Origin of the sequence: Methanopyrus sp. SNP6, from assembly GCF_002201895.1 — an archaeon.
Classification (GTDB): domain Archaea; phylum JAADCQ01; class Methanopyri; order Methanopyrales; family Methanopyraceae; genus Methanopyrus.
This window is the reverse complement of record NZ_CP019436.1, coordinates 718,030-742,467: the sequence shown is the minus strand read 5'-3', so window position 1 is coordinate 742,467 and position 24,438 is coordinate 718,030. Positions and strand designations below refer to the sequence as shown.

22 protein-coding genes, 1 tRNA gene and 2 pseudogenes are annotated in these 24,438 nt (G+C 56.9%); 12 read left to right on the top strand and 13 right to left on the bottom strand.

Features of this window, described 5'->3' with window-relative positions; genetic code table 11:
- The first annotated feature begins 169 nt into the window (after window positions 1-169).
- Entirely contained in the window at window positions 170-4,171 is a 4,002-nt protein-coding gene (locus BW921_RS04220; protein ID WP_168168735.1) for a cobaltochelatase subunit CobN, read from the top strand.
- Here the strand turns inward: BW921_RS04220 and BW921_RS04215 are convergent.
- Entirely contained in the window at window positions 4,155-4,805 is a 651-nt protein-coding gene (locus BW921_RS04215) for a phosphoribosylanthranilate isomerase (protein WP_168168734.1), read from the bottom strand. The two genes, BW921_RS04220 and BW921_RS04215, sit on opposite strands and share 17 nt — an antisense overlap.
- A 2-nt stretch (window positions 4,806-4,807) precedes the next feature.
- Window positions 4,808-5,590: an endonuclease NucS gene (gene nucS / locus BW921_RS04210; protein WP_148688694.1), complete on the bottom strand. Its 783-nt coding sequence runs from the start codon at window positions 5,588-5,590 to the stop codon at window positions 4,808-4,810.
- Window positions 5,591-5,652: 62 nt separating this feature from the next.
- Between nucS and BW921_RS04205 the strand changes: the two genes are divergently transcribed.
- Window positions 5,653-5,886: a histone family protein gene (locus BW921_RS04205; protein ID WP_088335669.1), complete on the top strand. Its 234-nt coding sequence runs from the start codon at window positions 5,653-5,655 to the stop codon at window positions 5,884-5,886.
- On the opposite strand, the gene BW921_RS04200 is transcribed toward BW921_RS04205, so the two are convergent.
- From BW921_RS04200 to hisE, 8 genes and pseudogenes are all read right to left on the bottom strand, one after another.
- Window positions 5,883-7,253, bottom strand: a complete 1,371-nt coding sequence (locus BW921_RS04200) for a cyclic 2,3-diphosphoglycerate synthase (RefSeq protein ID WP_148688693.1) — start codon at window positions 7,251-7,253, stop codon at window positions 5,883-5,885. The genes BW921_RS04205 and BW921_RS04200 overlap by 4 nt on opposite strands.
- On the bottom strand, window positions 7,250-7,783 hold the full coding sequence (locus BW921_RS04195; RefSeq protein ID WP_088335667.1) for a cysteine hydrolase family protein: 534 nt from the start codon (window positions 7,781-7,783) through the stop codon (window positions 7,250-7,252). Before BW921_RS04195 ends, BW921_RS04200 begins: the two co-directional genes overlap by 4 nt.
- A 2-nt stretch (window positions 7,784-7,785) precedes the next feature.
- Window positions 7,786-8,799 (bottom strand): M28 family metallopeptidase, encoded by a 1,014-nt coding sequence (locus tag BW921_RS04190; protein ID WP_168168733.1) that lies wholly within the window; start codon window positions 8,797-8,799, stop codon window positions 7,786-7,788.
- A 68-nt stretch (window positions 8,800-8,867) separates the two neighbouring features.
- A tRNA-Ala gene (locus BW921_RS04185) sits at window positions 8,868-8,944 on the bottom strand.
- 31 nt (window positions 8,945-8,975) lie between these two features.
- A complete protein-coding gene (locus tag BW921_RS04180) occupies window positions 8,976-9,911 on the bottom strand; it encodes a hypothetical protein (protein ID WP_148688691.1) in 936 nt (311 codons plus the stop codon).
- Between the two features lie 11 nt (window positions 9,912-9,922).
- A pseudogene (locus tag BW921_RS08055) lies at window positions 9,923-11,271 on the bottom strand (NAD(P)/FAD-dependent oxidoreductase).
- Window positions 11,272-11,313: 42 nt separating this feature from the next.
- The gene (locus BW921_RS04170; RefSeq protein WP_148688690.1) at window positions 11,314-11,679 is read right to left on the bottom strand and encodes a hypothetical protein; all 366 of its coding nucleotides are present in this window, start codon (window positions 11,677-11,679) and stop codon (window positions 11,314-11,316) included.
- Window positions 11,654-11,956: a phosphoribosyl-ATP diphosphatase gene (gene hisE / locus BW921_RS04165; protein ID WP_148688689.1), complete on the bottom strand. Its 303-nt coding sequence runs from the start codon at window positions 11,954-11,956 to the stop codon at window positions 11,654-11,656. The genes BW921_RS04170 and hisE overlap by 26 nt, the downstream gene beginning before the upstream one ends.
- A 24-nt stretch (window positions 11,957-11,980) precedes the next feature.
- Between hisE and BW921_RS04160 the strand changes: the two genes are divergently transcribed.
- The 7 genes from BW921_RS04160 (at window position 11,981) to BW921_RS04130 (ending at window position 19,181) form a co-directional block, all read left to right on the top strand.
- Window positions 11,981-13,435 carry a ribonuclease E/G gene (locus BW921_RS04160; protein WP_148688688.1) on the top strand — a complete coding sequence of 485 codons (1,455 nt, stop codon included), beginning with the start codon at window positions 11,981-11,983 and terminating at the stop codon, window positions 13,433-13,435.
- An 18-nt stretch (window positions 13,436-13,453) separates the two neighbouring features.
- Window positions 13,454-14,338, top strand: a complete 885-nt coding sequence (locus BW921_RS04155; RefSeq protein ID WP_168168732.1) for a (Fe-S)-binding protein — start codon at window positions 13,454-13,456, stop codon at window positions 14,336-14,338.
- 63 nt (window positions 14,339-14,401) lie between these two features.
- Complete coding sequence (gene purL / locus BW921_RS04150; RefSeq protein WP_210400426.1) at window positions 14,402-16,576, top strand: phosphoribosylformylglycinamidine synthase subunit PurL; 2,175 nt, start codon at window positions 14,402-14,404, stop codon at window positions 16,574-16,576.
- 3 nt (window positions 16,577-16,579) lie between these two features.
- Window positions 16,580-17,272 (top strand): hypothetical protein, encoded by a 693-nt coding sequence (locus tag BW921_RS04145; RefSeq protein WP_148688686.1) that lies wholly within the window; start codon window positions 16,580-16,582, stop codon window positions 17,270-17,272.
- Window positions 17,273-17,291: 19 nt separating this feature from the next.
- Entirely contained in the window at window positions 17,292-17,858 is a 567-nt protein-coding gene (locus tag BW921_RS04140; protein ID WP_168168731.1) for a hypothetical protein, read from the top strand.
- Window positions 17,855-18,376: a TIGR00295 family protein gene (locus tag BW921_RS04135; protein WP_148688684.1), complete on the top strand. Its 522-nt coding sequence runs from the start codon at window positions 17,855-17,857 to the stop codon at window positions 18,374-18,376. The genes BW921_RS04140 and BW921_RS04135 overlap by 4 nt, the downstream gene beginning before the upstream one ends.
- A 4-nt stretch (window positions 18,377-18,380) precedes the next feature.
- The gene (locus tag BW921_RS04130; RefSeq protein WP_148688683.1) at window positions 18,381-19,181 is read left to right on the top strand and encodes a DUF2110 family protein; all 801 of its coding nucleotides are present in this window, start codon (window positions 18,381-18,383) and stop codon (window positions 19,179-19,181) included.
- Window positions 19,182-19,184: 3 nt separating this feature from the next.
- Here the strand turns inward: BW921_RS04130 and BW921_RS04125 are convergent, their stop codons facing one another.
- Window positions 19,185-20,555, bottom strand: coding sequence for a HisA/HisF-related TIM barrel protein (locus tag BW921_RS04125; protein WP_148688682.1), 1,371 nt, complete (start codon window positions 20,553-20,555; stop codon window positions 19,185-19,187).
- A gap of 62 nt (window positions 20,556-20,617) precedes the next feature.
- On the opposite strand from BW921_RS04125, the gene carA reads away from it, so the two are divergent.
- Genes carA through BW921_RS04110 form a run of 3 tightly spaced genes read left to right on the top strand, consistent with a single transcriptional unit; the run spans window position 20,618 to window position 23,345 of the window.
- Complete coding sequence (carA, locus tag BW921_RS04120; protein WP_148688681.1) at window positions 20,618-21,703, top strand: glutamine-hydrolyzing carbamoyl-phosphate synthase small subunit; 1,086 nt, start codon at window positions 20,618-20,620, stop codon at window positions 21,701-21,703.
- A 17-nt stretch (window positions 21,704-21,720) separates the two neighbouring features.
- Entirely contained in the window at window positions 21,721-22,731 is a 1,011-nt protein-coding gene (locus BW921_RS04115) for a glycosyltransferase family 2 protein (RefSeq protein WP_168168730.1), read from the top strand.
- A 5-nt stretch (window positions 22,732-22,736) separates the two neighbouring features.
- Window positions 22,737-23,345 carry a PIG-L deacetylase family protein gene (locus BW921_RS04110; RefSeq protein ID WP_236953797.1) on the top strand — a complete coding sequence of 203 codons (609 nt, stop codon included), beginning with the start codon at window positions 22,737-22,739 and terminating at the stop codon, window positions 23,343-23,345.
- On the opposite strand, the gene BW921_RS04105 is transcribed toward BW921_RS04110, so the two are convergent.
- The gene (locus tag BW921_RS04105; RefSeq protein WP_148688678.1) at window positions 23,328-23,951 is read right to left on the bottom strand and encodes a TIGR00296 family protein; all 624 of its coding nucleotides are present in this window, start codon (window positions 23,949-23,951) and stop codon (window positions 23,328-23,330) included. The two genes, BW921_RS04110 and BW921_RS04105, sit on opposite strands and share 18 nt — an antisense overlap.
- Window positions 23,944-24,414: pseudogene (locus tag BW921_RS04100) on the bottom strand (Mut7-C RNAse domain-containing protein); the annotation flags it as partial. The pseudogene BW921_RS04100 and the gene BW921_RS04105, both read right to left, overlap by 8 nt.
- Between the last annotated feature and the right edge of the window lie 24 nt (window positions 24,415-24,438).

Below are 24,438 nucleotides of genomic sequence, written 5' to 3'. Positions count from 1 at the left end.
TTCTCCTTAAAACCGCAGGAGTCGTCCCCGAAACTCTTACAGAATTCGATTAAGCGGGCAGATACGGCGGAGCACACTACGCTAGAGTCTTAAAGTCTGGTTCCTAACCGCGGAACGCGAGTGCGATAATGGGGGCCCGGGAACCTCGCCTCGCATCACGGTAGCGGTGGTGCTCCCAATCCTACCACTCTTGATGCCGGTAACGGCATCGTCGCAGCTTCAGTTCCACACACCCGACGCAGGTGTCAAGCCTGACGTCTACTGGTCCGACTTCTTAGGGTATCCGACCGGAGCGCTGTTCCGCGAGGTGATCATGCCTGACTCCCGCGGCGAGGTGGTGACGCCGCCCACTCACTTTGGCGGGAAGCTGTATCGACAGAACGCCGAGATCGTGCAGAAGCTAGTCGATCGGTGGAGAGAACTGTCCGAGAAACCGAACGATAGGAAGGTGATCGCGCTAGTGTACTACGACTGGCCTCCGGGTAGGGAATCGATCCGGGCGTCGGGATTGGACGTCTTCGGGTCTCTCGTCAACATCATGGCGAACCTGAAGGCGGCCGGTTACAGAGTGAGTACGCCTTGGGATGATCAACTCCTGAAGATAGCCCAACTCGAGCGGGAAGGGCGTTGGGACGAGGCCGCCGAGCTAGTTCAGAAAATCTCCCAAAAGCTAGCTAGGATGATCGAGAAGTATGGTGTGAACGTGGGCTGGTGGCACGGTGACTACCTCCGCGCCATGTACGACCATCACGCATACCTCATGACCATCCCCGTCTCGGAGTACTTGAAGTGGTACAATCGGCTCCCCGAGCCGGTTCGTCTCTACGTGGAGTACGGTATTCCGGGTCTCCTGTACGGATACGCCGAGCTCTTGCACCGAGTCCTGGAAGGCCGAGCCCTGGAAGGTAGATCACTCGAGACGTTGTCCCGCAACCTGAACGCCATGTTACGCGACGTTGAGACTCTCCTGAACGACCTCGGGGTACCCGACACAACCGACGTCCTGAAAGCTCTGCGGGAGCTTGTCGACGCACTGCTCCGTTACGCCGCCGGAAAGTCTGGGCATAACGAGCTGGAGCGCGCGTTCCGACGTGCCGTCGATCTGGGTCGCGAGTTCGAACGGCGGTACCATACCGGTATCTTCGGATGGGGTCCTCCACCGGGTGATGTTATGGTGGTCAACGACGAGTTCGTCGTGCCGGGACTGAAGTTCGGAAACATCATACTATTACCTCAACCTCCACGCGGTCTACTCTGGGGGATGGCCGCTTACCACTCATTGCTCCTACCTCCGCCGCATTATTACCTCGCAGTTTACCTCTGGCTGAAGCATCACGTGGACGTCGTCGTACACGTGGGATCTCACGGTACGCTGGAGTGGCTGCCGTTGCGCCGCACGTTCTTGTCTCACATCGACTTCCCGACCGTGCTCCTAGGCGACGTACCCCACGTGTACCTGTGGTGTCCGACGAACGGCGAGCTCTACAACGTCAAGTGGAGGACGTCCGCCGTGGTCCTGAGCTACCTCCCACCCGCGCCCTCTACGGCTTATGACTTCTACCTCAACACACTCGTAAAGCTGCTGCACTCGTGCTTCCACGTCTTCGAGGGTAATCCCGAGGTGGAGGAGAAGCTGAAGCCCGTGATCATGGAACTCCTCAAGCGCACCCGGATTTATGAGTGGATGGGCCTCACTTGGAATGACGTGGAACGGATGGCCCGGACGGACTTTAGCCGTCTCGTTTCCGAGCTCCACTCTCACTTGCATATCATGCAAGCTCACGGTGAATCGCCGACGCCGGTCAAGTTGGCCCGTCATCTGCACGTCTACGGCCTTGTGACCTCGGAAGAGGTCCGTGAGTACGTCTCCGCGCTGCTGTTCCGTGAGTACCTGAAGCTCGCGTCCGAAACCTACGGCGAGGACCTCGAGTCGATGCTCTCACCGGAGAACATAGCTAAGTACGGGGAAAGGGCACTGGAGCTCTTCGATCGCATGTGGAAGGAGTGGCAGTCACTCGTTCGTAACCCATCGGAGCTCCGGCTTCGCTACCCTAAGCTGTACCGTGAGATGGAACGTATCAGAGATCTCATCGTCACTTCTGCTAAGCTCGAAATCGAGAACCTCCTGCGCGTTCTGGAAGGGCAGTCGGTGCCCATGGGCCCGCCGGGTGATCCGACCGTAGACATCTCCGTGCTACCTACGGGTAGAATGCTCTGCTTGCTGAACCCCGAGCTGATACCGTCTGAGACGGCGTGGATGCTTTCCGGGTGGGTCACTGTTAAGCAGAACACTTTCTTCGTTCTATCCGCCGCAGATGTTCTCAACGATCGTGGGCTGTCTCTCGCGGTTCTACTAAAATCATCCGGTGTCAACCGCGTGGGAGGGCGTTACGTGTTATCTGGATCCCCCGTTTACTCCCCGGTCCTCGTATGCCAGGGGCTCGAGGCGATATTCGCCCGAATGCCGGCTGGGCGGGCGCTCCTTAAGTCACACGTCGAAGCCGTTCTTAGGGCCCCGAAGGACATCTTCGCCGTAGCAAACTTGTTGAAGACCCTCCCTGACAGGTGTAAGGATCCGGACTTCCGTAAATCGTTGGCATCGATACGGTTGGACCCGAAACTCTTGGATAGAGGTATAGAGGTGCTCCGGAAGTTCTCCGCTTCCCTAGGTGACGTCGACGTGCGCCCGACGTTCCGACCTGGTCCCCTCTGGTACGCAGCATGGGCGGTGAAGTTCCTCTACGACGTCCAGGTGAACGGAACGCCGATCGAGAAGGCCGCGATCAGGGCCGCATTGTGCGTCTACTGTCCCGCTGACTACACGATGGGTGTCATAGCCGCGACGGAGCGCTTGAAACCCGAGGAGTGGGAAACGTTAGCTCGCTCCCTCTCGTCCAAGCTCGAGAACGTCTTAACCCCGGAAGGTCCTGAACCAGCCCCGGGACTCCTCCGAATAGACCTCCTCATCGTCGATTCCGTCCTGAAGCCCGTGACCGATAGGCTCTGGGGTGTTCTAGCGGAAGACGTGATCGAATTCTACGGTGGCCTTCTGGCCGTTGCGATACTGGTAAGAGGCCTGCCCGATCCGTTGGTGCTCGACGAAGTGTCTTCGTTGCGTATCCGTCAGCTGTTCGGTGAGCTCTCCCGAGAGTTTCACTCACTGTGGATGGACAGGGACTGGTTACTATCGCTCCGTACCGCGGGAGAGGCCAACGACTTAATGGATCGAGTTTCACGGTTGATGTCGTGGATGATACTGTTCGCTCCCACGATATTGAATCCGACTACCGTAGCCGAGAAAGCTATCGCCGGAGTACTGGGACAGCTATTCTTCGAGCTCGTTCAACGGTTCGTCCTGGATCAAGAGGTCGTGCGGCACTTGGAGAGGCTGAACCCGTACGTGGTCGAGTCGATAGTGGGCCGGGTGTTCGTGATTCTGGATTCCGATTTCGGCTTCAAGTTGCTGAGGTGGTCGTACCACTATCAGGTCCTATACCAGCTCGGAGAGCTCGAAGAAGCCGAGAAGTGGGTGCGAAGGTTTCGGGAAACGGCCAGACGGTTCTCGTTGGAGACGTTCACCAGGATGGTGAGTAAGTACGGTCCGTGCGGCTGTTTGGCAGTAGCTCTTAACCCCGCGCTCCGTGGGATCTTAGAGGAGTTTACCGCCGTTGTGGAACTCCTCATCCCCAACCCGTTCTCTGTGGGGGTGTCTCCGGTAATCACGACCGTTCCAAGCTTCAGCACAATGCTGAGTTCCACGATGTCAAGCGAGCGGACGTCGGCGTCTCCAGGGTCGACCTCCATCCTTACCACACGAGTGTCTTCAGTCGCGACCGTATCTTCCGGAGTTACTTCAGCTTCCGTGACTAAGGACCGTAGTTTTCCGTCTGAGCACATATTTTCGAAAGTGACGGGTACCGCGGCTATCACGACTAAATGTCAGAAGTCTTCCGGAATATCTCCAAACGGTAGCTCACCCGCGCGCAGCGTGTCCACCTACGGTACCGGGTCCGCGGCATCGGCTGAGGTGTTGAAACGACAGGGTGGTTCCTCGGGTTCACCCGTGTCACCGATCCTCAGGTACCTCATCATGGCCGCAGTAGTAGGGACGCTGATATTATGGTTCGTGTGGATGAGATATGGCAGTGTCACGACTAAGTCGACTTGGTGACCCTCACGAACTTCTCTATGGCCTCAGGATCCTTGATTCCCGGCTCTTTTTCCACCCCTGAAGATGTGTCGACGGCGTACGGGTTGACGGTCTCGATGGCTTCCCTGACGTTCTCCGGGTTCAGACCACCAGCAAGGATCACTGGTACGCTCAGTCGCCTGACCAATTGTGCCGACACGTTCCAATTGTGACGCTCACCGGATCCTCCACCTCCCTCGGATTTGGTGTCCAAGAGCACGGCGTCCACGACTTCACAGTACTCAACTAGCACTTCTTCCCTTATCGATTCCTCTCCCAACCATACGGACCCTCGCTGATCCACCCAGAACGTCTTGATGACGTCGAATCCAAGCTCGCTGAGCTTTTCACAGGTTTCCGTGTCCTCCGTTCCATGAAGTTGCACGGCAGTGGCTTCTTCCAGCCGGTCGACAGGTTCTAGGTTGTCCATCAGCACTGCGACCCTCGACACGAACGGTGAAACTACGGAGAACACCTCGTTCGCGTGCTCCGCGGACACTTTTCGTGGTGTGGAAACGGGAACTTCTACCACGCAACCGACGGCGTCGGTTCCCGCCTCGTCGGCTGTCGCTGCATCCTCGGGCCTGGTTACACCGCAGATCTTCACCCTAACCACGATCAGTCTCCCTCCCCATCCAAGAACTCCGTGAGAGTGCACTGCTTCTTACCACCATCCTCTCTCAGCGGTTCGGGTTCTAACTTCTTGCACTCTAGCCCGTACTTCTCTAAGAGGCGTCGGCACTTGTCGGTCACGGACGGAGCGACCAGTATTCCGCGTACTTCCTCACATCGTTCTTCTCGAAATGCTTCCACGTATCTGCGCAGCTGAGATGCCGCACTCACACCAGCTCGGGTTCGCTTCAGCTCTAATACGATGAACCTACCTTTCTCGTCGTAGCCGACCATGTCAGCCACACCGGCTTCGCACTCCACTTCCTCACTCACGGGGCGAAATCCCGGCTCGATGACGCTGGGATTCTCTCGGATTACACGTTTCATGTCCTCTTCGGATTTGAATAAGCAGAACACGGAGTCCTCACTCTTAGCCCCTTCCTTCGGCAGCGAGCAGGCTAGGAACACCCGGTGGAAATACACCACGACTTCCTCTGGAACGTCCAGTCTTCGAGATCTAAGCACGACACATCCGTCTCGGACTTCGATCGACTGTCTGGACGGTGCGGGGTTCCAGTTGGTCGGTTCTCGCTTCTCCATTGCGTTGTGGAGGATGAACGTGCCGTCCGGTTTGCACATGGCGATTCGAAGTGCGGGACCGGCCACCGACTCGGCACGGCCACAATACTCGGCCTCACATATCCCTGCTAGTATCACCGGTTGTCGTCCCAGGGCCTCCGAAAGCTGCTTCACCTCCTCCGGATCCGGCTCCACCAGTACCTTCGTCAATTCCGACCCCCGAGACCTATAATTACGCTCCCGAGTACCTAGTGCCGTAGGGTGGAAGCTGCGTGCGGAAGAAGTTGCCGGTGGCTCCGTTCGACCGGGCCTTAAGGGCGGCCGGAGGGGACGTACGTGTAAGTCGGAAAGCCTCCGAAACTCTCAGGGATCACGTCCAACGGCTGGCGGAGGAAATCGGTAAACGGGCCGGAAAGATCGCGGCGTCGCGGGGAAGCCGGTTCGTGGAGCGGACAGACGTTGAGCGCGCCTTCGCTGAGGTGGTGCTCGGGATCGACAGTGATTAACCCTCGAACCGATCGATCGCCAGCTCGGCTACGTTCTCCACGGCGTCACCCACGTGGTCGTAATCACCTCCGACGGCAATAGGGACGTTGTCCACGTACACCACGTCCAGTCCGGCCTTCAGGGCCTCCCTAGTGGCCACGTCGACGGCGGCTGCCTTCAGCTCCGCGAGCAGTACGTCCGCCCCGTCGATGTACTTCTTCAGGTCTTTGCGGAGCTTCGGACGGTTACTGAGGTGCGGCGACGTCCCGACGATCTCACACCCGTATTCCTCTTCTAGGTGCTCGACGAGTCTCGGGACGACCTCATTAGGTGCCGTCGTTACGAATACCGCACGCTTACCCTCCACGTCCTCGGTGGGTTTAGGTCGGAATACCGAAAGTAATACTTCGATGCCGTCTCCGGCTTCCCGGACGGTGCGCTCGACCTTCCTGATTTTCGCGTCGTCCGCCATCGGTTCCTCGCACATCGTGATGATAGCCAGATCGCACATCCGGATCCTGTAGGGGCCTAAGTACCCGCCGATGTGCTCTAGTGGCTGGTTGGCCCCGACGATCACGATACCCGCGTCCGTTTTGATCGGCGGTACGGCCGCGCCGCTGCCTTCGACCACGATGAAGTCGGCCGGCAACTCGTTAGCTACCTTGGCACCGCGCACGATGTTCGTGGTGAAGGTGCGTCCCGCCAATCCACCCGCGCACCGTCGACACCCGACCGTCGGAATCCTGCTGAGGAGCGCGTCTTCCCAGTGATCGCTCGCCGCGTGCTTACCTTTCTCGGCCTCTTTCAATAGGTACTCTGGGGTCAGCTCGATCTCGTCCCCACGCACTATTTCGGGTTCCCTCGGTCCTCCACGACCCATTACCACTACGCACGGGTTGTAACCCCGTGCATTGAGCACACGACAGGTGTAGGCGGAGACGGCGGTCTTGCCGACTCTCTTTCCTGTTCCTATGATCCGAAGCGACGGCTTCTCGAGGACATCGTGGAACTCCACCGGCTTCAGCCGGAGGTCCGGGCACCAGTACTCCGCTCCCGCCGAGAGTACCGCTGAGGCTATCTCAAACCTGTCGTCGGGACTGACCACGGGCTCGTCACTCAGGTCCAGCACCACGTCTACGTCCTCTTCCTCGATCACCTCGACGATCAAGTCTACCGGTATCTCGCCCTCGGATTCCGGTAGCCAGACCCGTACACCCAGCTCACGTTTGACGGTCTCGGGCTCGCTGATCTTCTCGGTCCCTCCGATGAACACGGCACCTACGAGTTCTCCTAGGTCCAATTCCTCTACGGTCTCCAACGCCTCTCTGGTTACGGGGATGTAGTGCTCACCGTCCACCAACGCAAGTATCTTCTTCACAGCGGTCAGTCCCCCAGCACCTCCTCCGAATCGATTACCTCAGCCCCGAGCTTTTCCATGTGATTCAAAGCGAACCTGTGGGATTCCTCCTCAAGTGACGCCACGCAGTCCCTTACTACGTACACTCGATACCCTCGCATGAGCGCGTCCGCGCATGTGAAGAGTACGCAGATATCCGTGCACACTCCCGTGAGGTAGATCTCTTTCACGTTCCTGGATCGTAGGTCGTAGTCCAAAGACGTGCCGTAGAACCCACTATACTTCCGCTTCCGCACTACTAAGTCGCCGTCCTTCGGTTTCAGCTCTTCTACCGGTTCCGCACCTTCCGTTCCCGCAACGGCGTGTTCACCCCACACTTTGAACTCCGGATCATCCGGATAGTGCTCGTCCCACACGTGGACGACCAGACCACCTCGCTCTCTGAACTCATCCGCGAGACGGGCGATACGGGGTACGAGTTGACGTGCCTTCGGAACCTCCAGTGGGGCTCCCTCCTCTACGAAGTCGCGGATCATGTCTATGATCAGTAGTGCGTACAATCTTATCTCCCCCGAGGCCGGAGCAGTGCGGCTGCAACTCCAAGAAGCGCGGTCACCCACCATACCGGCGTAAGCCGACCTGCACCGCCGGACTCCTCGGCGCGCTTCGCTTCCCATAGCGGTTTTGAAGCGGGTTCGGCATTCGTCAGTTTCACAACAGCGAGGGTGACGGTTTCTCCCACTTTCTCCATGTCCTTCGGGTCTAACTTGTCCGCCGTGTTGGACTCACTCCACGGTGGCACTTCGAACGGCTGACTCATCACCTGACACACGGGGACGCGTTTGGTCCCGTTATGATAGAACGGGTAGGTGTCGCTCGGATACGTCGTGTCTCCTACCGTGACCGGGTGTCCAAGTTCTTTCGCACACTCTTCCAGAAGTTTGATGAGCTTCGGATCCCCCTCTACCGGTTCCGGTTTCGCACTCTTCCGAGTTAGGAACACATTCTGTCCGGCACCTACACAGTTAAGGTCGATTACTGCTTCACAATTTTTAACAATCTCTGGGTGTTTCTTTACGAAAGCCTCTGATCCTTTGAACCATAGCTCTTCACCACCGAATCCAATTATCAATACAGTTTTCTTCGGACGGAAATTCTTAGCAAGTATTCGTGCCATTTCGACTTGAATTCCCATTGCTGCCGCATCATCTGTAGCACCTTCACAGAATCCTGGCGAATCGATGTGGGATCCAACAATCACATACTTATTTGGTTCATCAGTCCCCTTAATTTCCCCTATCACGTTGTACGTATATTTACCGCCACCTAAATCGACTTTTTCCTTGCGTACGTTAAGTCCATATTTCCTCAGCTCCGCTACCATCATGTTGGCTGCTTTCAGCTCTGCCTCATTGCCTCCATAGCGTGGTCCTAGATTACATACCTTCTTAGCAAAGTCTAAAGCATGCTTAGGGTCGAACTCCTTGACTTTACTTACAGGGTTGAACGCTACTACGCCGGTAGCTAATGCTAAGCATACTGCTACCCCTATAGCCGTTAAGATCTTGCCATTCATTGTCATCACCCCTAGTTCGTGCGATATCGAGGGTCCGAAATGTTTTGAGGAACATAACGATTCGTGGTTGGTGGACCCGCCGGGATTTGAACCCGGGGCCACGGCCTCGCAAGGGCCGCGCTCTGCCAGGCTGAGCTGCGGGCCCTCGGTCCAAGCCCTCCATCGCCTCTAGGTATTTAATAAAGATTTCGCCTCTGGAGCGATAACTGTCCTAGAAACGCCACGAACACGGCTCCACTGATCAAGGCCGCGGCTACGGCGGCGGGATTGGGCAACTCTCCCTCGCCCTTGTGCCCTCCGCTCACCCGTAATATCACTTCTCCTAGCGGTTTCCTCTTGGGAATCCTCGGAATATCGCTGGCTTCTACCGTCTTGCCCATGAATCGGATCGGATCCGGCCCTCCGTTAGCCCCTTCGAGTAGCGCTCCGCCATCGTAGGAAGCCCAAACTTTGACGCTGCTTGACGTTTTGTTCACCGTTAACTTGTACGTGATTATATCCCGTCGATGGAGTCCGTACGGGTCTTTCCCTGCGATCTTAACGGCAGCGTCGATGGGATTTTTACCGAACTCTTCGAATCGCCCCCGATTGTAATACCTCGGATTGTTGGTCACTTTAACGTACTCACCGTCCTTAATCCTGAACACGTCGACCTCCGATGAGGAGATTCTATAGTCGTACGACGCCACTCCAACGACGTCGCTCGGGGATTTTACGACGAAGTGTCCCCACTTAGCCTCCTTAAGAAGTTCTTCAGCTCTTTCGATTTCATCCTTCTTGATTCGGCCTCTGGATACTATTTCTGCCCCAAGTTTTTCAAGTTCCCTATTCACTTTAGGAATATCCCGTCCTCCTATAGTTACTATCCATCCATCTTCCGTGATTACAGTGTGGCAAAAGTACCCGCCTTGAACTTTGTATTCTTTAATCGCCTTCCGTCCGGCCCATTTCGTGCGCACGATCAGTATTTCAGCTTGGTATCTAGCGTCTCTCCTGTACGCTACTACATCGTATCCGTGATGCACGTGCACTAGTACTGTGCAGCATCCATTGTCGTGTCCAACATCGGTTTGGGTGGCTATAAGTAGGGCTAGTAGTGCGTGGGATAGCATGGATTTCCCCCTTAACCGATACGCTCGGCGACTGCACGCCCGGCGATAACTCCGGTAGCGGCAGCGTTCACGATGTCTCGGGATAATCCGGCGCCGTCACCGGCTACGAACAGGTTCTCCACTCTAGTCTCCAGGTTTTCGTTCGTTTCTACTCGAGCCGAGTAGAACTTGATCTCCGGTGCGTATAGCAGTGTGGAATCGGAGGCTACTCCTGGTATCACCTCGTCGAGATGTTCTAATCCTTCGATGATGTTCACCGTGACTCGGTGTGGGAGTGCCATCGAGATGTCCCCAGGCGTGACGTCCGTTAGAGTAGGTGTAACGTGAGACCTGTTGATGCGATCCCAAGTCGACCGCCTTCCGCGGCGGAGGTCGCCGAGCCGCTGAATTATCGGTCTGTTTCCGCCGATGGTAGTGGCCAATCGGCCGATCGATCTACCGTACTCGATGGTATTTTCTACAGGTTCAGTCAAGTCTATACTGACGAGGAACGCGAAGTTCGTGTTTTCGGACTTCTTCCTCCGGTAAGAGTGTCCGTTTACACCCACGAATCCCTCGTAGTTCTCCTTCACCACATACCCGCCGTGACATACACAGAAAGTCCGTACCGGATCATCGTACGTTGGGGTCCGGGTGCGGAACTTCGGATCGAGCGATACTTTCACGACAGGTTCCATAAATTATGCGAGGGATCTCAACCCGAACGCCGACGTCTATGGGATTGTATCTTAGCCGCAGCCCCAGCCGCTTCGCCTCACGCATCATCCAGTTGGCTCCGACACGTCCAGGAGCCGCGATGACGTAGTCCGCTTCTACCTCACGTCCGTCTTCGAGCTTAACCCCTCGCACGCATTCGTCGGCCAGGATCCTCTCGACTCTGGTTTCCGGGACGATTTTTACCCCTAACTCCTCCAGTTCACGGACCAATGATCCTACGACCTTCGGCAAGTTGTCCGAGCCGATGTGACGTTGTGGAATCCGGACGAACTCGACATCGGCTGCCGCTGCACGGAGTGCGATCTCCTCCGCCTTCGGGCCTTCGGGTACCTTGAGTTCCTTCGGTGCTCCGTGCTTCAGGAAGACTTCGTCGACGTACTCGACGAGTTTGTTCGCTGACTTCTTGTCCCCCTACGATGGAAATCAAGTCGCCCCCGACGTCTGGCCTGAGGTTCAGCACGCCATCTGAAAGTCCACCGGCTCCACCCACGCCGCGCATTACTTCCCCGCTCTCCAGCCGGTCTTCCAGGCTAGGTCCTTGTTCGTACACTACTACCTCTACGTCTCGCTCGGTCCTAAGCGCCACTTCTCGGGCCGCGAAGAGTCCTGCCGGTCCTGCGCCGATGATAACGACTCGATCCATGTCGGCCTCGCCCGCACCGATCATCCCAGACGGTCACCGTCCTCAGAATTCGTCATCCACTCGTTCGGGCCCTCTGGCACACTGGGCTGCTGTTTCAAGGAGCCCGTCGACAGCTTCTAACAGTTTCGCGGTTTTCTCCTCCGGGATGCCCTTCTCGCCTCCTACCGGGATTATTTGGAGCTCCACATCCAGCTTTTCGTCTACCTCCTTCAGTGCGTCTTCGACCACACGCGCAAGGTGGACGGCTATAGCATACAGCTCCTTAAGACCCGGATAGCCGCGGATCACTGCGAAAAGGTCCCAGTTCTTGTCTTCTGGGTTCTGAAACAGGACCACGTAGTAGACGTACTTGCAATCCTCAGGCACCGGGAGGTCTGGCAGCTCATCTCCTTCTCCGCTCGAACTCATCGAACACTTCCCCTATCTCTATCCCTAGGTACGCGAGTAAGACCAACACGTGGAAGATTAGGTCGGTGGATTCATAAACTACGCCTTCTCGGTCCCCGTCCTTAGCCGCGAGGATGAGCTCTCCTGACTCCTCGATGATCTTCTCGCAGATCTTGTTGATGGCCGGTTTAGTATCGTCGCCCTCAGTGAGATCCGCGACGTAAGATCCCTCCGGACGCTCCTCGATACGGTTACGGATCACCTCGTAGACCTCGAGGAGAACCTCTGGGTCTCCCATCCGCTTCCCCCGGGGGTGCTCTAGGTGTCCTGTAAGGTCAGGATACGTGGTATATACTCGACGGCGCTCACTAAGATCTGCCTGGATCACGGGTTCACAGTCACCCAACCCTCCGACGACATCAGACGGCGGTTCCCCGATGCAGAGTTCGACTCCGGTTCGCCCGACGTGGACGTTCGGGACACGAGGAATCGACACGGCATCGAGATCCAGGGCCCGGCAGATGACGTTCGAGAACTCGTGAACGTCCTCCAGTCGGAGGTTTGGGCTACAGTTACGGTCGACAAGATCGGAGAAGGGAGCGTGTTCAAGGGCGTGGTCCGTGAAATCGATGATCGGGCTGGGGTCGCCGTCGTAGACCTCGGGGACGGGCTTCAGGGTTTCCTCAGCGAGGACGAGTCGGAGGTCGTGGAGGAAGGAGAGGAGCTCGTAGTACAGGTCGCGAAGTCCGTGTCTGACGGTCCGCTCAAGCTGACGACGGAGGTCACGGTGGCCGGCGAGTACGCTGTCTTGGTACCCGTTGATGGGATCAGAGTCAGTCGCAAAATCCGGGACGAACGCGAGCGTGAACGTCTGAAGCGTCTCGGCGAGGCGCTGGTCCCGGAAGGGTGGGGGTTGATCTGGAGGACCGCCGCCGAGGGCAAGTCCGGGGAAGAGCTAGCGGAAGAGATCGACGGTTTAATCGAGGAACGTAAGCAGCTGTTCAAGCGTGCCGAGGAAATGTCAGAACCTGGTCCTATCCGAGAGGTGCGTGAGATGGAGTTAGAGCTCCATTCGCTAGCTAAAAGCAGGCTCGATTCCGTGCGCTCCGAAGTCCTACCGACTGTGGTAGGTCATCATTACTTCAAGTGCCGCAGTCTCGCCGGTAGCGTGGCCGTAGATACCGTGGAACCGTTCCTGGATGACCTAGACGAGGAAGCCGTTGTGGAGCGCCTGATCCAGTGCCTAACTGGGTCGGAAGGGCCGTCCGAAGGCGATAGTATCGACATCGTCCACGTGAAACCGGGGCAAGGAGTCAAGAAGCTCGGTGGGAACCCTGAGGTAATAGAGTATGACCCCGTGGAGGGAATCCTCAAGGTGCGTCGTGAGATGCGTGGACCTGGCTTTTACGATGGAATCGACAAACCAATTGAGGAAGGTGATTACGCCATCTCGATATTCCCAGACGGTTCCATGGTTACGGTCCACCAGTATTTCAACAAAGACGGCGAGCTGAAGGGTCGCTACTACAACATAGGGACACCGCTGGAGGTGTTCAAGAACTGCGTGCGGTACGTGGATTTGGAGGTTGACGTCGTCGAACCCGAGGAAGGGGAGCGCGAAATAATCGACGAGGAGGATCTGGAGCGTGCCGTTGACTCCGGTCTTATCCCGGAAGAACTCGCGGAACTTGCACTTGAGACCGCTAAGAGGGTCGAAAAACGTGGGATGAAGGAAGTTAAACCGTATCCCGTGTGGAAAGGATTCGAGCACGGTTGAACCTCAGGGGAAACGATGTTGGAGTGGGAGCGCGTGTTGGCCCGGTGTGACGGTTGCGGGGCTTGCGAATCCAGATGTCCGAACGATATACCTAGGAGGTCGTTCAACGTGCTCGCCGCTTTGGGCCGATTCGAAGAGGCGTTGAGTGTAGCTTCCGATTGTACGGTATGTGGCCTCTGTGAGCAGCTGTGCCCTCACGACGTTCCCCACACCGAGGTGATCACCGACCTGAGGAAGAAGGAACCCACCCCCGAAGCCGTGCGAAAGGCCAGGCAGATAGGTACCCCCTACGGACGAAAGCTCGCGGACGAATCCGAGCCCCTACAGGGTGACGGAGTGGCGATCTTAGGATGCACGATCAGAAGTCGACCGGAGTGGCTCCAACGAGTCATCGAAATCGTGCGCCGCGCGGGATTGGCGACTTTAGGCGAGGATGAACCTTGCTGTATGAACTTCGCTCGGAAGCGTGGTGAGGAAGTCCCCGAGGAGATAGTGCAGAGGTGGTGCTCGATGTTCGATGATTTCGACATCGTGGTTGTGTTCTGCCCGGGCTGTTACGATTTTTGTGTGGAAGTGGTAGGAGAGCGTCCGCTGTACTACGCTGAGATAGCGGAATTCGACGGGGTGCCGAAAGGTGCCGCTTATAAGTCACCGTGTCACCTCGTAAGGCATGGAGTGGACGACTACGTCCTAGAGCGCCTTCCCGACGTTGAGTTACCACCGCGTAAGTATCGATGTTGCGGCGGCGGGGCGCTTGTGAAGAAGCCCTCGGAGTCCACGGTGAGGACGTACGAACGACTCGGAAGACCAATCCTCACACCCTGCCCTATGTGCGTCAGCACACTCGAGGAGGTTATCGACGCAAGGCCTCTGTGGGACCACGTCGTCGATTTATCCCGATGAGGAACCCGCTGTCTGCCGACGTTTTGGGATGACGAGGTTACGCACTCCCTTAGGGGTCTCGACTTGACGTTGGACGAACGTGATCTGGAGCTCATCCGGGAGGAACTGGGCAGGGACCCAAACGCCACGGAGCGAGCCATGTTCGAGAACATGTGGTCGGAACACTGTGCCTACCGTAGTACTCGCCACTTACTTCGACAGCTTCCCAGCGAGGCGGATCATGTCATCGTGGGTCCCGGTGATGACGCCGCCGTAGTTGCCATCGACGATGAATGGGCCGTAGTGGTCGGTATAGAGAGTCACAACCACCCCTCCTACGTGGACCCGTACAACGGGGCGGCGACGGGCGTCGGCGGGATCGTCCGAGATGTTCTGTCGATGGGAGCGTTTCCGATAGCTCTCCTAGACCCGCTTCGCTTCGGCCCGCTGGACGGGGGACGCGTCCCCTACCTCGTCGACGGTGTCGTCCGCGGGATCTCGGACTACGGTAACCGCATCGGAGTCCCGACTGTGGGTGGAGAGCTGGAGTTCGATCCTTCTTACGAGCGCAATCCCCTCGTCAACGTTATGTGTGTGGGTATAGTCCGCAGAAGTGAGATCGTACGAGGTCGTGCAGACTGCCCCGGAGACGTGTTGATACTAGTCGGCGCTCGGACGGGCCGCGATGGGATCGGTGGTGCGGCCTTCGCTTCTGAGGAGCTGGGCGAGGAATCGGAGGAAGAAGACAGGCCGGCGGTCCAGATCGGCGACCCGTTCACGGAGCGTCAACTGATCATCGCCATCCGGGAGGCCGTCGAGCGTGGTTTGGTCAAGGGGTGCAAGGACTTAGGTGCCGCCGGTCTGACGTGCGCCGCAACCGAGATGGCCGCCGATGGAGGGACCGGCGTCGAGATCGACGTCTCCAAGGTCCCACTCCGGGAGGAAGGGATGGAACCGTGGGAGATCATGCTCTCGGAATCCCAGGAGAGAATGCTGCTCGTCGTGGCTCCTGAGGACGTGGACGAGGTGATAGAAATCTGCCGTAAGTACGGTCTCGAGGCGTCGGTCGTCGGCAGGGTTACTGACGACGGCTGCCTTACGGTCAAGGACGGTGACGACGTCATCGCCCGAGTTCCCGCAAAGTTTCTGGCCGATGGTGCTCCCGAAGTCGAGTGGGAGGAGAAGCCTTATTCGTACCCCGAGAACGTGGACGTGCCGGAACCGGACCCCGAAGATCTAGTGCGCTCAGTCTTGAGTTCTCCAAACGTTTCGCCGGCGCTTCGTGAGTGGGTTTACCGACAATATGACTATGAGGTGCAAGGACGTACCGTCGTGAAACCGGGTCACGATGCTGCCGTGATGTGGCTGCAGCACGAAGGCCTAGAAGACGTGGCCTTAGCCCTAACGACCGATTCGAATCCACGGCACGTGCTCATCGATCCGAAAACAGGTACGGAAGGGTGCGTCGCCGAAGCGTTGCGTAACCTAGCTACCGTCGGAGCGGAGCCGCTCTGCCTGGTTGACTGCTTGAACTTCGGAAGCCCGGAAAACCCGCGAGTCTATTACCAGCTTCGCCGATCGATCGAAGGACTCGGAGAAGCAGCCCGCGAGTTCGAGGTTCCTGTAGTCGGAGGAAACGTGAGCCTGTACAACGAGCACGAAGTCGACGGCCCGGTAAATCCTACGCCCGTGATAGGCGCCGTGGGAGTGATCCGGGGATTGGACCATCTAGAAGACTTCCCTCGAGAGCCCGAAGAAGGCGAAGCGGTGATAGTTCTAGGGGAGACTCGGGAGGAGCTCGGCGGGTCCCTGTATCTCATCGAGTACCATGGTATCAAGGGTGGCAAGGTACCACGCGTGAGATACGACGGGGAGCGAGCCCTACACGACCTGCTCCGCCGCATCGCGAGGCAGAATATGGTTTCTTCGGTCACCGACGTGTCCACTGGAGGACTTCTAGCAGCCGTGGCCGAGCTACTGGGATCCGTAGGAGCTTCCCTGGACCTATCCGAAGTCCCGAACTCCGTGTCACGGTGGGATTTCCTACTGTTGTCCGAGAGTCACGGTCGGGCTATCGTGACTACGGACCGACCCGACGACGTGTTGGGAGCCGCTGAAGAGGCCGGTATACCGGCTCAAGTGGTAGGGAAGGTCACTGGAGATGGTATCCTGCGGATTTCGGTGGGATCCGTGGACGTATCACTGGATCGAGAGGAGCTGGAAGAGCTGTGGAGGGCCCCGTTGCACTACCTGGAATAGGGGGTGCTACGACTGTCGGAGTTCCTAGTGTTCATCGATCATCCATCCAAGAAGGAGGTACCTAACTCCGAAGTAGAGGTGGCGAGAAGGCGCGTTGAACAATTGGGCGGAAAGATCGTCTGGTCAATCGCTGGAAGTGTACGGAAGTACCATCCCGACGTGCGATACGTCGAGAGTCTACGTAAGGAGGGGTACGAGCTGGCCCTTCACCTCAGCCCAGGTTACATCGGCCTCCACCGTACATCTCTCGCCACCGGAGTTCCGGAGAGCAAGATTAAGGAGGCCGTGTACGACGCGTTGCGCATCGTCGACGGTGCTAAGTACCTGACGGCCTGTGGCCCTCTCCACACGGCACTCTTCCGTGGAAAGGTGCCTAGGAAGGGCTGGAAGGAAGATCTCGGCCCTGAGTTGCATCCCTCGGTCGTTCACGGTCTCGGTAAGGCTGCGGCGGAGACGGATTTGCACTTGCTCGTGGGGGTGCGTTCCCCGGAGTGGATTAAGGGCATCCTCGACGAGTTGGGAGTGAGGTGTATCGAGGGTATCGGGATTGATCATTACACGATCGACGACGAAAAGCCCGAAGAGGCAGCAAAAATGGTTGCTGAAGGTGAGTGTTCAGCAGTTATAGTCCATCCGCGTAAGGACACGTTCCGTCGATTACACAAATTTATTACGTGCTTGAAGCGCATCCAGTAAGGGGGTGGGGGGTCCAAACGTGTATGCCGATCTGGGTGAAGAGGACCTGGAGGTCCTCAGAGACGTAACTTTATCGCTCCTAGACAGTGAGAAAGGGGTGGATCCTGAAGTCGCGAAGAGAACCGTGGATGTGATACTCAAGCGTGAGGCCATCGACGAAGAGATAGCTGAGGAGCTGGGCGTTGACCCGAGAGAAGTTCGGAAGGTACTTTACAAGCTCCATGAACGCGGCGTTGCGACGTTCAGAAAGGAGCGTCGAGAAGAGTACCGATACCCCGTCTACTCATGGCGGCTCAACCTTCGAGAAGTCCTCAGGATGTGCCTCGAGGAGCGTCGACGGGAGCTCGAAGAGGTTGAGCGTGCACTCAGTAACGACATGTCTCATCCCGTATTCCACTGCGGGAACGATGATTGCCCTAGAATGTCGTTCGAGGAGGCTATGGAACACGAGTTCCGATGCCCTAAGTGCGGTGAATTGCTGGAAGAGGTGGATCTCACCGAGGAGAGGCGCGAGCTGGAACGGCTAGCGGAGGAACTAAAAGTAGAGATCCGAAGGCTGGAGGAGCTCAGGGAACGGCTCGGTTGAGGGATCCTATTAGAGACCTAGAGCGAGTAGGTTGCCCCAAGCACGTTATCGAGCACTGCAAGGCCGTCTGTCGCTTGGCTGAAGAGATGGCTGAAAGATGCGAAGAGGACGCAGATCTGAGCCTCGTACGCACCGGGGCATTATTACACGACATCGGCAGAGCCCGTACTCATGACATAGATCATGCGGTCGTGGGTGCGAACATAGTCAGTGAATTCGGTTACCCAAAGGAGGTCGTCCGGATCGTCGAGAGGCACATCGGAGCCGGTATTCCCAAGGAAGAAGCCAAGAAGCTGGGTTTGCCGCCGAAAGATTACGTTCCCGAGACCCTCGAGGAGAAGATCGTGGCGCATGCCGATAACTTGACGTTCGGAACGGAGCACGTTCCGATCAAGGTAGTCGTTCGCAAGTTCTCTGAACGATTAGGAGGAGATTCTCCGGCCGTTAAGCGCTTGATCGAGCTTCATAACGAGTTGGTCGATCTGAACGCTATACCTCCCGAATTAACCCGGTGGTGATCGTGTGTCCGTTGTGGATGTGACTATACTGGAAAAGTTGTACCGGAACAGCGGTGCCGAGGAGTCACTCCGTACCCAGGTTCAAAACGTTATATCTGAGTTCGACGCCGAACTTGAGGAGATCAGGAAAAATTTCAGGGCTTGGGCAGTGCTACGCATTCGAGGCCCTGAGGTGGAAGAAGCTGTAGAAGAAATCGTGGAAGAGTTCGACACTGTAAGATCGTTGTTTGACGTTTCCCCGGGCGACATCATCTACGGTCGGATCGTGGACTTGTATCGCGTCGGCTACGGTGTCTACGTAGACATCGGAGTAGTAGGTCCCGAAGTCGTGGACGCGCTAGTACCACTCTACAGACTCCGTGAGCAACTCCTGGACGGTGAGAAGGCGTCGATACGTGACATCGGTAGGAGTTTCGGTTTCGTCGAGAATATGCCTCTAGAGGTGGAGATCGTCGAGGTGAACGAGGAACGTGGTGAGATCGAAGCGAAACTCACCGATGAGCAGGTTGAATACCTTCTCGAGATGGCGGCAGATCATTACGATAGAATGATCGTAACCGGTGTCACGCGGAAACGCCTTCAGAGGATATTGAACCGCGCCGGCTTCGGGCGACGCGTCATCCGGATCGAAAGATGGGGGCTTCTGGAGAGCGAAGTGGTGTTCGATGAAGGCGTCGACGCTCCCGGCGTCCTCGCCAAAGTAGGACCGTACCTGCGAGGCTGTGAAGTGGAGCTTATATACGATGACAAGTTCTTGGAGCGGATAGGTTTCATCCCTAGTCCTGAAGGTCCGATCCTCGAGTGATGTTCAGTCACAGATTCCTTCCCAGAGATCCATGATCGGTTCTATTTCGATCGCCAACACTCCGAACATTTTCTCCTTCCCACTCGAATAAAAGCGCCGGTATATATCTACACCTTCCTCGATGGAGTCCACGTTCGGAAGGACGTTTTCGAGCCCCTCTTCCCTCAACATCTCTTCGAATGAGTCGTACTCTCTTACGTCTATCACCTTTACGAGAAGCCTGCGGTTGAAGAGTATCTTATCTCCGGGCTTTATCCTGGCACGTTTGTCGTCCTTCACACGCCCTTCTACGGTCTTTTTACCCTCTTTGATGAGGTTCAAGTACTCCTCCTCTAACCCCATGTGGTGGACTCGTAGCCGCCTACCCTCTCGGCGCGCCTGTTCCAGCTTCATGGGATCCTCCCCCTCGAAGAGTATGGTCCCGAGGATAACGCCCGAAACGCCTGGGGTACCCAAAGCCAGCTTCACGTGCTCCGGATGCCCGACGCCCCCTCCGATCAAGACCGTAGAATACATCCCGACGGACGCCGCGGCTTCGTACGGCGGTCCCTCCTTCGAACCGACTGCACCGACGTCGATCACGAGCACGCCCGGATCGCGTCTGTACACTATATCCACCACGGCGTTCAAGAAGTCGCCCACGCCGTCCCAGTTGCCGAGGATCTCAGAGCCGTTCAAGTCCAGCCCTGCCACGGCACTCTCGTCTTCCTCTAGATCCTCGATGTACTCGCTCTTATCATCATAGCATTCCGTGGGGATCACCCTGTGGGCGTGACTCGGAAGGTCGGGTTCACATGCTCCCACGTCCACGAAGATAGGCTTCTCTAACGATTCAAGGACATCCGAGATATCCGCAGGCTTACCGCGCAAAATGGCGTCCAAGTCCGCAACGTAGACGAAGTCCAAGTCATAACGTTCCACTAAAAGCGTCGCTAACTCGTGCGGGTCGTCCGGTAGATCGTAACGTTGAGAGATCGGTATGTACTCCCGGACGTTGGGACTCCGACGAACGACGACTTTACCCCCCTCAATGTCCAATGCGACACCGAGGCCCAAGTGCTTCTCCTCGGCTTCTAGTAGGTCCCACGCGGCTGCCTTGTACAGTTGGAGTGCCCTCACCTCGAGGTGTTCGGCCCTACCCTCCAACACCCGAGTTAAGTTCCGGAGCGGGCCGACGTGGTCGCCTCTTCTCGCCGTCGCGGCCCCCGCCAATGCTTCGGGATCGATCCCGGTGGTCCTCCTGAGCGCATGTCGTAGCGTTTCGATCGCACCGCGTACAAAGATGCTAGTAGAGGCTTCGTCCCATTTCCTCTTGAGTGACGCTATCCTGGCGTCCGACACCCGTCGCAGCAGCGGTCTCAGCTCCCTTATCAACGTGGGTTCCCCGGTGTAGCTTTTATCACTAAGATCTTAGGGAACTCCGAGGGTTCGTCCGGTTGAGGGCGGCACTCGCGCTTGAGGATGGGACGGTAGTACATGGCGAACTTTTCGGGAGTCCGCACGAGGCCGAAGGGGAAGTCGTGTTTAACACTTCTCACACCGGCTTCCAGGAAGCTCTAACAGATCCGTCCTACCGCGGACAGATCCTGATCATGACGTTCCCGATGCAAGGTAACTACGGGATCTTACCGGAGGTCGGCGAGTCCGATCGGGTGCAAGTGGAGGGCTTCGTCGTGCGATACCTTCACGATGGTCCTACCCATCCGCGTGCCGAAATCACATTGGACGAATTCCTCCAGGACCACGGCGTTCCTGGGATCTCGGGCGTCGACACGCGGATGCTTACGAGGAAAATCCGGACAGAAGGCGCCATGAGAGGGGTTCTGGTACCTTACGAACAAGGAGACCGACCTTCTGACGAAGAACTACTGGAGCGAGTGCGAGAAGTCCCCCATATCTCGGAGATGGACCTGGTACCGCAGGTCTCGACCCGTAAGAAATACCGGTTCTCCGACGGGAAACCGGAGATCGTGGTCATAGATTGTGGAGTGAAGAGGAGCATATTGCGTGAGCTGGCCAAACGCGGCGCCGGCGTTACCGTAGTCCCATACAACACCCAGGCCCAGGAAATAATGAACGCCGATCCCGACGGTGTCGTAATATCAAATGGGCCGGGTGACCCCAAACGCGTCAGGGAGACCGTGGAAACCGTCCGTGAACTGATAGGTCAAGTTCCATTGATGGGTATATGCTTAGGCAATCAAATCCTCGGACTCGCAGAGGGGGGCAACACTTTCAAGCTGAAGTTCGGGCACCGTGGAGCGAACCAGCCAGTCAAGGATCTCGATAAAGGTAGAGTTTACATCACTTCCCAAAACCATGGATTCGCACTGGATTCGGACAGTCTCAGAGACACACCACTGAGAATCCGCTGGGTTAACGTCAACGACGGTACAGTCGAAGGCGTCGTTCATACGGACGCTCCGGCGTTTTCCGTGCAATTCCATCCAGAGGCAGGTCCTGGCCCTTGGGATACTAAGTGGGTGTTCGACGAGTTCCTAGCCATGTGTCGAGAACACTGACATCCGGGGAACCACAGTTGGACCGCATCGCCGTACTGATACCAGCTAAGCACGAATCAGCGGAAGCCGTGGAGAAACCTCTCCGTTCCGTCTTATCACAGAAGGACGTCGAAATCGAGAAGATTGTAATTGCTGCCGGGACGGAAGATGATCACAGACGGTTCTCGCGGCGGTTCGCCGACGACGACATCGTGGAAGTAGTGAAGGCGGGAGGCAACGTCAAGGGTGAGACGGTCAACAACGCTCTGAAACGCGTGAGCGTCCGCGCCGACTACGTATTCCTCATCGACGCCGGGGACGAGCTCAGTTCCGACCGCTACATCCGTGAGCTGCTCGAGGAGGATGCTACCCTAGCCTTCGGTAGAATCCGATACCGTGGAAGGAACCTGACAGGATTGATGGTGGGGCTTCAGTTCGACGTCGTCAGCTCTGGAATATCGTTCTGGGGGAACGTCGTCGGGTCGGCCCCAGTCTTCACCACAGGCACTCTGTTCAAGGCGACGTTTCTCCTCGAAGAAGGGCTCCCCGAAAATCTCGCTGAGGACGTAACACTCGGTTTGACCCATACTTGGCGTAAGGTCGGGTTCGTATATCGGGCTGATTTAGAGGTGTGGATGGATGACCCGGCCGGCCTGAAGGAGAACTTCTTCCAGCAGTCACGTTGGTGGGCGGGAATGTACCAAGCTTGCGCAGAGGCACTCCGATCTCGGAATCTTCCCGGGATAGGGTTCGCAGTCTTCGTCCTGGGATCGTTTTTGGCGTCGCTCCTCACCACTTATGTTCTCCCGCTGATGTATCCATGGACGATATTGATTTCCATCACCGGTCGCGTGATTTACTCTGTCCTTGCTGCACTAGAATGTTCAGATCGTAGGGGACCACTCTGGGCTCTCGCCGTTATTCCTTGCCAGTTTATGTGGACGTTCTTCGTCGAATGGGCCGCCGTGTACGGCCTAGTCTGGCTTGCGATCCGTGGTAACGTTTGGTACAGTCCCACTCGCGCTTCGGAGGGGGACGATCATGATTGATCGTCATGACGGTATTCGCGCATCCAGACGACATGGAAGTTCACTGTGGCGGAACTGTGCGTAAGCTTTCCTCAGCGGGGCACAGAGTCATTGAAGTCATAATGAGTAAGGGAAACAACGGTGGCGACGAGGAAGTCCGGGAGCGTGAGGCTCTCGAGGGTGCTAGATGTCTCGGTGTCGACCGGGTCGAATTCCTAAACCATGAAGACGGTAGGATCTCCGTCGATCCCGAGAGTATCGATGCCGTCCGGGGACTGATCTCGAAGTTCGAGCCGAACGTTGTATTCACACACTCACCCAACGACACGCACCAAGACCATCGCCGCACGTTCCGAATAGTAACGTCTGCCGTCAGCAAGTTCCCAGAGGTGACCGTGCTAATGGGAGAAGGACCTTCCACGGTGGGGTTTCAACCAGTAGTTTACGTCGACGTCACCGACGTGCTAGAGAAGAAGCTGGAAGCCGTTAGGGTGCATCGCTCTCAGGTTGAACGTGGGGCGATCAGTGAAGAAATGGTTTTGAAGACGGCGGAGTTCCGTGGGATGGAGATAGGTGTTAGATACGCGGAAGCCTTCGAGGCCTTCCGGATCAGCGGTTCACTGCTCCTCGGCTAGGTCCCTTTCCCGGACCGGCCCTTCTGGCTTCTCTTCCTCGAACACTTGCGCTTCGAACACGTAGATTTCGCAATCCGAAGAACACCACCAGTCCGGTGGTAAGCCCGCCTTGAGACAGGCATGAGACAGGAACTCTATTTCGTCCCAACCTTCTTCTACGGGTACCTGCGGCAGCAGGAGCCCCGATCGGGCTCCGCGGCGCACTATAATGCCGTGCCTTCCGATCTCGATCTTCTCGACGTACTCCTTCGGGTTATCAACCTCAAGCTTCTTAGGCGGTGTTAACACGCTGACTTCTACCTTAATCTTCTCCATCTCCGAAAGGTCGCGCATAGGCGGGAACCTCGGGTCCCCAGTGGCTGCGCTGATCGCGGCTTCTACGGTAGCTTCCACGAGCGGCTTGATGGGCTCCGGGAACCCGATACAGCCTCTCAGCTCGTCGCTCGGGTACTTCTTAAGTGTGACGAAGACTCCACGCTTTTCCTCGAGTCGTTGAGTTAGAGGCTTTTCCTCGATCTTTTTGCCTGACTCAAGGTAATGGACGATCGCTTTCCGCGCGAGGCGGACAAGGAATTCTCCCTCCTCCACTGTCAATTTTTCACCCACGTGGATGCCCCCTTTGAGGATCCGACACTCGGCGTAGTACTTCCTTGACTCGATCGATAGTCTCCTCCATATCTCGCCAATGCCCGCCGACCCAGTACTTACGCCGACACTTGGGGCATTCCCACGTCACTTCGAATGGTCCTGGATTATCCACCTCCGTCCGTCGCACCCGTACGTTGCACTCGGGACATCGTGATTCATCCGGGTCTAGGAAGGCCTCGTCTCCCAAGAACTCTAACGTCTCGGCTATCTGTTCCGGTACACTATTGGCGGTGATTAGAACGGCCCGAGTCCTTCGGGCTAGCTGTCGGTCTCTCGTGATCAATATGGCCCCGTGTTCTCGGCAGAATTCTAGCAGCACTTCGTCTTCGTCCTCGACCTTCGTAGGATCGACTATCTCATGGGCGGCTATCGTAGGATAACCTAAGAGTCTCAGCCATCTACACAGTCGTAGAAGCATGTGATCGGTGAGGAGGAGCGAGGGGAG

Excerpts from the sequence above, each read along its gene's own strand:
- hisE (WP_148688689.1), bottom strand. The coding sequence starts at position 11,956 with ATGGGAGACCCAGAGGTTCTCCTCGAGGTCTACGAGGTGATCCGTAAC.
- BW921_RS04190 (WP_168168733.1), bottom strand. The coding sequence starts at position 8,799 with ATGAATGGCAAGATCTTAACGGCTATAGGGGTAGCAGTATGCTTAGCA.
- BW921_RS04170 (WP_148688690.1), bottom strand. The coding sequence starts at position 11,679 with ATGAGTTCGAGCGGAGAAGGAGATGAGCTGCCAGACCTCCCGGTGCCT.
- BW921_RS04110 (WP_236953797.1), top strand. The coding sequence starts at position 22,737 with ATGACGGTATTCGCGCATCCAGACGACATGGAAGTTCACTGTGGCGGA.
- BW921_RS04180 (WP_148688691.1), bottom strand. The coding sequence starts at position 9,911 with ATGCTATCCCACGCACTACTAGCCCTACTTATAGCCACCCAAACCGAT.